Source organism: Nocardia sp. NPDC004415 (assembly GCF_053602435.1).
This window is the reverse complement of record NZ_JBSGDP010000104.1, coordinates 1-10,219: the sequence shown is the minus strand read 5'-3', so window position 1 is coordinate 10,219 and position 10,219 is coordinate 1. Positions and strand designations below refer to the sequence as shown.

The following is a 10,219-nucleotide window of genomic DNA, read 5'->3' as shown; positions in this document are numbered from 1 at the left end:
GGCATGGTGTGGGGGCCTTTCGTGGCGACCCTGACGGGACTCGAACCCGCGACCTCCGCCGTGACAGGGCGGCGCGCTAACCAACTGCGCCACAGGGCCTCGATGTAGTGCTGGTGCAGCGTACGCCAGGTGGGCCGTCCGGGCGTAATCGTGCTGGTCGGCGCGATAGTTGACACCCACGTCAAGTCCGATGACACTGTGACCGTGACCACACCGGGGGCTGAGTCGTCGAGGAATCCCGTGAAATTGCTGATCGCCAATCGTGGTGAGATCGCCCTGCGCGTGCTGCGCACCGCCACCGAACTCGGGCTCGGCACCGTCGCGGTGTACGCCGAGGACGACGCGCTCACCCCGCACGTCCACCTGGCTGACGAGGCGTTCGCCCTGCCCGGCACCGGAGCCGCCGCCTACCTCGATCAGGACGCGATCCTGGCCGCCGCCAAGGAATCCGGCGCGCACCTGGTCCACCCCGGCTACGGCTTCCTCAGCGAGAACGCCGCCTTCGCGCGCGCCTGCGCGGCCGCGGGACTCGTCCTCGCCGGGCCCGATCCGGCCGCGCTCGACCTGTTCGGTGACAAGTCCGCGGCCCGGCGCGCGGCGGTCGCCGCCCAGGTGGCGGTGCTGCCCGCCACCGACGGACCCAGCGAGCTCGCCGACATCCGCGCGTTCTTCGCCGCACAGCCCGGCGGCGTCATGATCAAGGCGCTCGCCGGGGGCGGTGGGCGCGGAATGCGGGTGGTGCGCGCGGCGGACGAACTCGACGACGCTTTCCGGCAGTGCGCCGCGGAGGCCCAGCTCGGTTTCGGCGATCCGGCCGTCTTCGCGGAGGCCCTGTTCGAGCACGCCCGGCACATCGAGGTGCAGATCGTGGCGGCCGACGGGGTGGCACTGGCGGTGGGTGACCGGGATTGCAGTGTGCAGCGCCGTCATCAGAAGCTGATCGAAATCGCTCCGGCACAAGATCTTTCACCGGGGCTGCGCCGGAAGCTGCACGCCGCGGCGGCCCGGCTGTGCGCGAGTGTGGACTACCGGGGACTGGCCACGGTCGAATTCCTGGTCTCCGGCGGCGAATTCGTGTTCCTCGAGGTGAATCCGCGTATCCAGGTGGAACACACCGTCACCGAGGAGGTGACCGGGATCGATCTAGTCGCCGCACAGCTCGCCCTCGCCCAGGGCGCCCGCCTCGACGACCTGGATCTGCCGCCCGGCGTCCGCGCCGAGGCAGGCGCCACCACCGGCGAACCCGCCGCGGCCGACGGCATCGCCATCCAGACCAGGGTGAACATGGAAGCACCGGCCGCCGACGGTTCCACCGTGCCCACCGCGGGCACCCTCGCCGCATTCGCGCCGCCCACCGGCCCCGGCGTGCGCGTGGACACCTTCGGCCGCCCCGGCCTCGCCCCGAGCCCGCGCTACGACTCGCTGCTGGCCAAGGTGATCACCCGCACCCGCGGCCGGTCTTTCGCCGCCGCGGCGCGCAAGGCCGAGACCGCGCTGGCGGAGTTCACCGTCACCGGGCTCGGCACCAATATCGGCCTGCTGCGGAAAATCCTCGCCGACAGCGCCTTCCGCTCCGGCACCGTCACCACGGGCTACCTCGCCGAACACCTGCCCGCACTGCTCGCCGGGGCCGACCGGCCCGAGGTCACCGGTGCGGCCGTGGAGCTGTATCCGGGGCAGGAGGCCGTGCGCGCCCAGCTCGCGGGCACCGTGGTCGAGGTCGTCGGGGAGGGCGCCGAGGTCGGCGCCGGGGCGCAACTGGTGGTACTGGAGGCGATGAAGATGCAGCACGTGCTGGCCGCCCCGGTGGCCGCGCGGACCGTGCGGACGCTGGTCACGCCGGGTCAGGTGGTCTCCCCCGGCGACCCGCTGGTGATCATCGCCCACACCGGCGCCGACGACACCGGCGACGCCCGCGCCGACCTCGATCCCGGCAGGCCGCGCGCCGATGTCGAGGAGATTTTGGCCCGGCACCGGGTGACCCTCGACGAATCCCGGCCCGAGGCCGTCGCCAAACGACACCGCCTCGGCCGCCGCACCGCGCGCGAGAACATCGCCGACCTGGTCGACGACGGCAGCTTCGTCGAGTACGGCGCGCTCACCATCGCCGCCCAGCGCAGCAGGCGCGCCGAGGACGACCTCATCGCCAACACCCCGGCCGACGGCCTGGTCACCGGCCTGGCCACCATCGGCGCCGACCGCTTCGGCCCGGCCGCCGAAGCCGTGGTGATCTCCTACGACTACTCCGTGCTCGCGGGCACCCAGGGCAAGAACAATCACGCCAAGACCGACCGTGCCTTCGAACTGGCCGCGCGCAAACGGATTCCGGTGGTGCTGTTCGCCGAGGGCGGCGGGGGCAGGCCGGGCGACACCGACTGGACCGGTATGGGCTTGGAGGTGCCCACCTTCCGCGCGCTGGGCGCGTTGCGCGGGCGGGTGCCGCTGGTCGCGATCGTGTCGGGACGCTGTTTCGCGGGCAATGCCGCGCTGGCGGGCACCTGCGACGTGATCATCGCGACGCCCGACGCCAATCTCGGCATGGGCGGGCCCGCCATGATCGAGGGCGGCGGGCTGGGCGTGTACCGGCCGGACGACATCGGCCCGATCGAGGTGCAGCGGCGCAACGGTGTGGTGGACCTGGCCGCGCGCGACGAGGAGCACGCGGTGGCACTGGCCAAGCAGTACCTCGGCTATTTCCAGGGCGCGGTGGACGAGTACGAGGAGCCGGACCCGCGTCTGGCCCGGCACGTGGTACCGGAGAACCGCTTGCGCGCCTACGACATCCACCGCGCGATCGAGGCGATCGCCGATGTGGGCTCGGTACTGGAACTGCGCGCCGACTACGGCGTCGGGATCGTCACCGCGCTGATCCGGGTGCGCGGCGCGGCGGTCGGGCTGGTCGCCAACTCCAGTCATCATCTGGGCGGCGCGATCGATGCCGAGGCCGCCGACAAGATGGGCGATTTCCTCACGCTGTGCCAGTCGTTCGGGCTGCCGGTCGTCTCCCTGTGCGACACCCCGGGTTTCATGGTCGGGCCCGAGGCCGAGCGCACCGCCACCGTGCGCCGGTTCAGCAAGCTGTTCGTGCTCGGCGCCCAGCTCGACGTGCCCTTCGGCACGGTGATCCTGCGCAAGGGCTACGGGCTCGGCGCGATGGCCATGGCCGCCGGGCATCTGCGCGCGCCGGACTTCACCGTCGCCTGGCCGACCGGCGAGATCGGCCCGATGGGCCTGGAGGGCGCGGTGCGGCTGGGCTTCCGCAAGGAGCTCGAGGCGGTGGCCGATCCGGCCGAGCGCGAGAAGCTCTTCGAGCAGCTGCTCACCCTGGCCTATCAGCAGGGCAAGGCACTCACCGCCGCGACCGGCTTCGAACTCGACGACGTGATCGACCCCGCCGCCACCCGCGACTGGATCGCCACCCTCCGCCGATAGTTGACGTTGACGTCAACTTCAAATAGGTTCGCTCCATGTCACTCTTCGAAGTCTCCGAACGGGCCGAGAAATACCGGGCTGACCTGCTCGATTTCATGGACAGCCACGTCTACCCGGCCGAGCCCGTCTACGCCGAGCAGATGCGTGCAGCGGGCGACCCGCACTTCCAGCCGCCGGTTCTCGAAGAGCTCAAGGCCGAGGCCAAGCGCCGTGGGCTGTGGAATCTGTTCCACCCGCACCCCGGTCGCGGCCCCGGCCTGACCAACCTCGAGTACGCCCCGCTGGCCGAGATCATGGGTCGCAGCGTGCTCGCGCCGGAGGCGTGCAACTGCAACGCGCCCGACACCGGCAATATGGAAGTGCTCGAGCTGTTCGGCACCGAGGAACACAAGCGCAAGTACCTCGAGCCGCTGCTCGACGGCACCATGGCCTCGGCCTTCGCGATGACCGAACCCGCCGTGGCCAGCGCCGATGCCACCAATATCGAGCTGTCGATGGTGCGCGACGGCGAGGAGTACGTGCTCAACGGCCGCAAGTGGTTCGCCAGCAACGCCCTGCATCCGCTGTGCCGGGTGCTCATCGTGATGGGCAAGACCGATCCCACCGCGGCCACCCACCGGCAGCAGTCGATGATGGTCGTCCCGATCGACGCACCCGGTGTCACCGTGCTGCGCGGGCTGCCGGTCTTCGGCTACCAGGACCGCGAGGGCCACGCCGAGATCGATTTCGAGGACGTGCGGGTGCCGGTCACCGACGTGCTCAAGGGCGAGGGCGAGGGCTTCGCGATCAGCCAGGCGCGGCTGGGTCCGGGCCGTATCCACCACTGCATGCGCAGTATCGGCATGGCCGAGCGGGCGCTGGAACTGCTGTGCACGCGGGCCCTGAGCCGCGAGACCTTCGGCAAGCCGATCGCCGCCAACGCCAATATCCGCGACTGGATCGCCGAGGCGCGCATCGACATCGAGATGATCCGGCTGCTCACGCTGAAGGCCGCGTATCTGATGGACACCGTGGGCAACAAGGAGGCGCGCACCGAGATCGCCGCGATCAAGGTGGCGGCGCCGAGCATCGCGCTGAAGATCGTCGACCGGGCCATCCAGGTGCACGGCGCCGCGGGCGTCACCGACGATTTCCCGCTGGCCATGGCCTGGGCGCACCTGCGCACCCTGCGCTTGGCCGACGGCCCCGACGAAGTGCACAAGCGCAGCATCGCGCACCAGGAACTGCGCAAGTACCAGGAGAAGAAGTGATGACCGGACTCGATCTCACCGGCCGCGCCGCCATCGTCACCGGCGCCTCGCGCGGCATCGGCCTGGCCACCGCCCAGGCTCTGGCCGCCGCGGGCGCCGACGTGGTGCTGACCTCGCGCACCCAGGAGTCCGCCGACGCGGCCGCCGCGCAGCTCGGCGGCACCGCGCTGGGTGTCGGCGCGCACGCCGTCGACGAGGACGCCGCCCGCCGCTGCGTCGACCTCACCCTGGAACGCTTCGGCCGCATCGACATCCTGGTGAACAACGCGGGCACCAACCCCGCCTTCGGTCCCGTGATCGACCAGGACCACGCCCGTTTCGCCAAGATCTTCGACGTGAACCTGTGGGCGCCGGTGCTGTGGACCTCGCTGGTCACCAAGGCGTGGATGGGTGAGCACGGCGGGGCCGTGGTGAACACCAGCTCCATCGGCGGCTTCACCATGGAACCGAATATCGGTCTCTACAACGCCTCGAAGGCCGCGCTGATCCACCTGACCAAGCAACTGGCACTGGAACTCTCGCCGAAGATCCGGGTCAATGCCGTCGCGCCGGGTGTGGTGCGCACCAAGCTGGCCGAGGCGCTGTGGCGCGAGCACGAGCAGGCCGTGGTCGGCGCGACCGCGCTGAACCGGATCGGCGAGCCCGACGACATCGCCGCCGCCGTGGCCTTCCTGGTCTCCGACGCGGCGAGCTGGGTCACCGGCGAGACCATGGTGATCGACGGCGGCCAGAAGCTCGGCCACGCCGCGATGTTCCGGTCGGTGTCCGGTGGCTGATCTCACCGGCATCGACCCGGCCGTCATCGAGCGGTGGTTCACCGCGCTCGGCCTCGAGCACGCGGCGCCGTTGCGGTTCGATCGCATCGGCCTGGGTCAATCGAATCTCACCAATCTGGTGCGCGACGGCGCCGACCGGCGCTGGGTGCTGCGGCGCCCGCCGCTGGGACACCTGCTGGCCTCGGCGCACGACGTGGTGCGTGAGGCCAGGATCATGGCCGCGCTCGCCCCGACCGACGTGCCCGTGCCCGCGGTGCTCGGCGTGCTCGACGACCCGGCGGTGTCGGACGCTGCGCTGGTGCTGATGGAGTTCGTCGACGGACAGGTGCTCGACACCATGCCCGCCGTCGAGGCACTCACGCCCGCCCAGCGCGGCGCGGTCGCCGCCTCGCTGCCACGCACGCTGGCCCGCGTCCACGCCGTCGACCTCGACGCGGTGGGCCTGGCGGATCTGGCGAGCCACAAGCCCTACGCCGCACGCCAGCTCCGGCGCTGGGGCGGGCAGTGGGAACAATCCCGGACCAGGGACCTGCCCGAGATCGACACGCTCACCCGTCGCCTGGCCGCCGCGATCCCCGAGCAGCGCGAGGTCACCCTCGTGCACGGAGATTTCCACCTGCGCAACGTGATCACCTCCCCCGTCACCGGCGAGGTCGTGGCCGCGCTGGACTGGGAACTGTCCACCCTCGGCGACCCGCTGGCCGACATGGGCAGCCTGCTCGCCTACTGGGTGGAACCCGGCGAGGACACCGGCGGCGACTTCCCCGCCTCGTCCCTGCCCGGCTTCCCCACCCGCGCAGAAATGTCTGCGACCTACCTGGACCTGACCGGCCGCGACCCCGCCGCCCTGCGCTACTGGCACACCCTGGGCCTGTGGAAACTGGCGATCATCGCCGAGGGAGTCCTGCGCCGCGCCCAGGACGACCCCCGCAACAGGGCCGCCGCGGGCACCCCCACCGCCGAACGCATCGACGCGGTGGTCCAGCAGGCCCTCACTGTCGCCGACGAAGCTGGCATCTGACCCACGAACGCAAAAATCCCCTCACCAGATTCTGGTGAGGGGATCGTGGTGGCCAGAGCCGGGATCGAACCGGCGACCTTCCGCTTTTCAGGCGGACGCTCGTACCAACTGAGCTACCTGGCCGCAGGCACCCATACTGAATGCCGAACGCGAAGCGCCGGAATGAATCCGGCGCTTACTTGCGACCCTGACGGGACTCGAACCCGCGACCTCCGCCGTGACAGGGCGGCGCGCTAACCAACTGCGCCACAGGGCCTTGCTGTACTGCTACACAGTCCGAAGACTGTACCCCCTACGGGATTCGAACCCGCGCTACCGCCTTGAAAGGGCGGCGTCCTAGGCCGCTAGACGAAGGGGGCTCGTCCCGGATCTCTCCGGACCGGCTTTCAACGTTTCCGCTGGGAGCTCGCATAGCTTATGACAGGTGTGCGCAGACTTCCAAATCGGCTGGTCAGGCGCCCAAACCGAGGTCGTCGAGGCGAGCCTGCGCACGCCACCCGTCGCTGCGGAAGCTCTGGATCCACAGCGGGGTCGCCATGGCCTCCACGATGACCTCGAGCACCTCGGCGAAGCGGCCACGCAGATCGGCCGCCGAGCCGTTGGCGATCGGGTCGACCAGATAGCGCTGGCCGGCCAGGGCCGCGGACAGGGTGCGGGTGAAGCGGTCGGGGTCGGCGTCGGCGCGCAGCTGGCCGTCGTCGATGGCGCGCACCGCGAGCACGCGGGTGGCCCGGCCGACGATGCGCCCGCCGCCGTTGCCCGCGTCGCGGTGGAAATCGGGTTCGATCACCAGGCGGTACTCGGCCTGCACGATGGTGTCGTGCTCGAGCCGCAGGGCGATCTCGTCGACCATGCCGTGCAGCACGTCGAGCGGACCCAGATCGGCGCGCGCCAGCCAGCGCTCGGCACAGAACCGGTAGCGCTCGACCGCGGTCTCGAGGACCGCGCGCGCCAGGTCTTCCTTGGAGTCGAAGTGGAAGTACATCGCCCCCTTGGTCGCCCGCGACCCCTCCAGAATGCGGTTGAGCGATGCCGCCGCGTATCCGCTCTTCCCGAACTCGACGGCCGCGGACTTGATTATCGCCGCGCGTGTCCGGCGTGCCCGCTCTTGCTGCCGTGCCATGCTCGAAACGCCTCCGAACGTTCGCTGACGCGAATAGTGGTTTGAATAGCCGGTACCCCACCGACTGGTATGGTTCATCGGCCCGGGTGCGCCGCAGGGGGTGCACACTCGGGCTCCACTACCTGTGCGAACCGCCTCCTCCTGCGGTGCCGATTACCCCTTTGCCAGAAGTTCGCGTGCCCATCGCGATCACCCCGGCACCCGAACCCTCGATGAATTCCCCGGCCTGTCGCACCAGGCGTGTTCCGAAATTCACCAGGTGGTCACCGTACCCGTATTCGTGGATCGACACGCGGCAAATGAGGCACCCGTCCGAACATCCGGACCGGATATCCACCACAGCAAACGGATAGCGACCGAATTGGTTACATCGGCTACCAATTCCACAGTGGCACAATCCGGTTGACCTGGCCTTCCGCCCTTCCGGGAACCCCCTGCAGTTCGCCGAAAGGTCGCGAGACCGGCACCCCTACCGGACCACCTCATCGACCGGACACTCCTAGCTCTTTCAAAGTTGTTGCCCGGCAACAGTATTCGATAACCCACCGAAACGGGAAGTCCGAACGCCGATGGGTACCAGCCGTTTACCGCCGATAGCGACACCCACCAGCGGCGTTACCGGCCTCCGCCGGACACCACCCGACGGCACCGGGTACCGGTATTCGGCCCATCGCGACACCGTCCGCTAGACTCCCCACCGCGCCCCTTTAGCTCAGTTGGTAGAGCTGGTGACTTTTAATCACTAGGTCGTAGGTTCGAGTCCTACAGGGGGCACCACACCGCGAGGTCCACGGATACCCTGGGCGCGACCCGGGCCTACCGGGCACCCCTCTACCCAGGCGGAGCCGATGACCTCTTTCGATGATTTGCTCTCCCAAGTCCCCATCGCCCAGATCGCCGAGCAGCTCGGCGTCGACCAGGCGACCGCGACCACCGCCGTCCAGGCGACCCTGCCGACGCTGCTGGGCGGCCTGCAGGAGAACGCGGCCGCGCCCGAGGGCGCCGCGTCGCTGCTCGGGGCGCTCGACAACCACGGCGGCCTCGTCGAAGGCGCGGGCGCGGTGGATCTGAACCAGGTCGACGTGGCCGACGGCGCGAAGATCGTCGACAACGTCTTCGGTGACCAGAAGAACACCGTCATCAGCGCGCTCGGCGCCACCGGCGAGACCGGCGGCAACGACCTGGTCGCCAAGCTGCTGCCGATCCTGGCCCCGATCGTGCTCGCCTACCTGGCCAAGCAGCTCACCGGCGGCGGGTCCGCACCCGCGCCGCAGCCCCAGCCGCAGGCGGGCGGGGGCGGGCTCGGCGACCTGCTGGGCGGGCTGCTCGGCGGCGCGGGCTCCACCGGTGGACTCGGCGGGATGATCGGCGAGGCGCTGTCGAAGAACGCGGGCGGAGCGCTGGGCAGCGTGCTCGGCGGGCTGCTCGGCGGCAAGCGCTAACACCCTGCGGCCCGCAGCGATAGTCCCTACGCTGCGGGCCGTACACCTACACTCGTCAGCAAGACCAACCGGCATCTGCCGACGATGTGGCCGCGCACGACAATGTTTCGCATCACACCTACGGTGCCGTAAGGTATGGCCGCATCGCGACGTTCGACCGCAAGCACGACAGCGAAGGGTTTTTACATGGCAAGGGATCTGACTCAACTCGAACTGCTCACGGAGTTGGAGCCGGTTGCCGAGGAAAACGTCAACCGGCACCTGTCGCTGGCCAAGGAATGGCACCCGCACGACTACGTCCCGTGGGACGAGGGCCGCAACTTCGCGGCCATGGGTGGCATCGATTGGGATCCGGAGCAGTCCCAGCTCAGCGAGGTCGCCAAGGCGGCCATGATCACCAACCTGCTCACCGAGGACAATCTGCCGTCCTACCACCGTGAGATCGCCGAGAACTTCTCCCAGGACGGCGCCTGGGGCACCTGGGTCGGCCGCTGGACCGCCGAGGAGAACCGCCACGGCATCGTGATGCGCGATTACCTGGTGGTCACCCGTGGCGTCGATCCGGTCGCCCTGGAGAACGCCCGCATGATCCACATGACCAACGGCTTCGCCTCCCCCGCCGAGGTGGACGCGGGCTTCCTGCACTCGGTCGCCTACGTGACCTTCCAGGAGCTGGCCACCCGCGTGAGTCACCGCAACACCGGCAAGGTGTGCGACGACCCGATCGCCGACCGCATGCTGCAGCGCGTCGCCGCCGACGAGAACCTGCACATGATCTTCTACCGCAACCTCTGCGGCGCGGCGCTGGACCTGAGCCCCGACCAGGCGATCGAGGCCATCTCGCTGATCGTCGAGAACTTCCAGATGCCCGGCGCCGGGATGCCCAACTTCCGGCGCAACGGCGTGCTGATGGCCAAGCACGGCATCTACGACCTGCGTCAGCACCTCGAAGAGGTGGTGCAGCCGGTGCTCAAGAAGTGGAACGTCTTCGAGCGGACCGACTTCACCGCCCGCGGCGAGGCCACCCGCGAGCGCCTGGCCGGCTTCCTGGAGAAGCTGGGCGAGGACGTGCTGAAGTTCGAGGAGCAGCGCGACCGCATGCTGGCCCGCGAGGCCAAGAAGCGCGAACTGGCCGGCGTCTAGCCGACACCGACGACGAACGCCGCCCGCCGAGT

The 10,219-nt window shown here is 69.6% G+C and carries 7 protein-coding genes and 5 tRNA genes; 7 read left to right on the top strand and 5 right to left on the bottom strand.

The window, feature by feature from the left end:
* Nucleotides 1-22 precede the first annotated feature (22 nt).
* Nucleotides 23-99 (bottom strand) — tRNA-Asp (locus ACWEMY_RS28585).
* A 141-nt stretch (nucleotides 100-240) separates the two neighbouring features.
* Between ACWEMY_RS28585 and ACWEMY_RS28580 the strand changes: the two genes are divergently transcribed.
* The 4 genes from ACWEMY_RS28580 to ACWEMY_RS28565 are packed head-to-tail and all read left to right on the top strand — an operon-like array spanning nucleotide 241 to nucleotide 6,479.
* A complete protein-coding gene (locus tag ACWEMY_RS28580; RefSeq protein WP_452392516.1) occupies nucleotides 241-3,432 on the top strand; it encodes a carboxyl transferase domain-containing protein in 3,192 nt (1,063 codons plus the stop codon).
* Between the two features lie 35 nt (nucleotides 3,433-3,467).
* Nucleotides 3,468-4,682, top strand: a complete 1,215-nt coding sequence (locus ACWEMY_RS28575; protein ID WP_452392515.1) for an acyl-CoA dehydrogenase family protein — start codon at nucleotides 3,468-3,470, stop codon at nucleotides 4,680-4,682.
* The gene (locus ACWEMY_RS28570) at nucleotides 4,682-5,458 is read left to right on the top strand and encodes an SDR family oxidoreductase (RefSeq protein ID WP_452392514.1); all 777 of its coding nucleotides are present in this window, start codon (nucleotides 4,682-4,684) and stop codon (nucleotides 5,456-5,458) included. Before ACWEMY_RS28575 ends, ACWEMY_RS28570 begins: the two co-directional genes overlap by 1 nt.
* On the top strand, nucleotides 5,451-6,479 hold the full coding sequence (locus ACWEMY_RS28565; RefSeq protein ID WP_452392513.1) for a phosphotransferase family protein: 1,029 nt from the start codon (nucleotides 5,451-5,453) through the stop codon (nucleotides 6,477-6,479). The genes ACWEMY_RS28570 and ACWEMY_RS28565 overlap by 8 nt, the downstream gene beginning before the upstream one ends.
* Before the next feature lie 46 nt (nucleotides 6,480-6,525).
* On the opposite strand, the gene ACWEMY_RS28560 is transcribed toward ACWEMY_RS28565, so the two are convergent.
* The 4 genes from ACWEMY_RS28560 to ACWEMY_RS28545 all read right to left on the bottom strand — a co-directional run bounded on the left by ACWEMY_RS28560 (nucleotide 6,526) and on the right by ACWEMY_RS28545 (nucleotide 7,602).
* Nucleotides 6,526-6,602 (bottom strand) — tRNA-Phe (locus tag ACWEMY_RS28560).
* Nucleotides 6,603-6,661: 59 nt separating this feature from the next.
* Nucleotides 6,662-6,735, bottom strand: a tRNA-Asp gene (locus tag ACWEMY_RS28555).
* A gap of 30 nt (nucleotides 6,736-6,765) precedes the next feature.
* Nucleotides 6,766-6,838: transfer RNA gene (locus tag ACWEMY_RS28550), tRNA-Glu, on the bottom strand.
* A gap of 92 nt (nucleotides 6,839-6,930) precedes the next feature.
* Complete coding sequence (locus ACWEMY_RS28545; protein WP_278264704.1) at nucleotides 6,931-7,602, bottom strand: TetR family transcriptional regulator; 672 nt, start codon at nucleotides 7,600-7,602, stop codon at nucleotides 6,931-6,933.
* A 701-nt stretch (nucleotides 7,603-8,303) separates the two neighbouring features.
* On the opposite strand from ACWEMY_RS28545, the gene ACWEMY_RS28540 reads away from it, so the two are divergent.
* The 3 genes from ACWEMY_RS28540 to ACWEMY_RS28530 all read left to right on the top strand — a co-directional run bounded on the left by ACWEMY_RS28540 (nucleotide 8,304) and on the right by ACWEMY_RS28530 (nucleotide 10,187).
* Nucleotides 8,304-8,379, top strand: a tRNA-Lys gene (locus ACWEMY_RS28540).
* A 71-nt stretch (nucleotides 8,380-8,450) separates the two neighbouring features.
* Complete coding sequence (locus ACWEMY_RS28535) at nucleotides 8,451-9,044, top strand: DUF937 domain-containing protein (protein ID WP_452392512.1); 594 nt, start codon at nucleotides 8,451-8,453, stop codon at nucleotides 9,042-9,044.
* 186 nt (nucleotides 9,045-9,230) lie between these two features.
* Entirely contained in the window at nucleotides 9,231-10,187 is a 957-nt protein-coding gene (locus ACWEMY_RS28530; protein WP_375933692.1) for an acyl-ACP desaturase, read from the top strand.
* The last annotated feature ends 32 nt before the right edge of the window (nucleotides 10,188-10,219 follow it).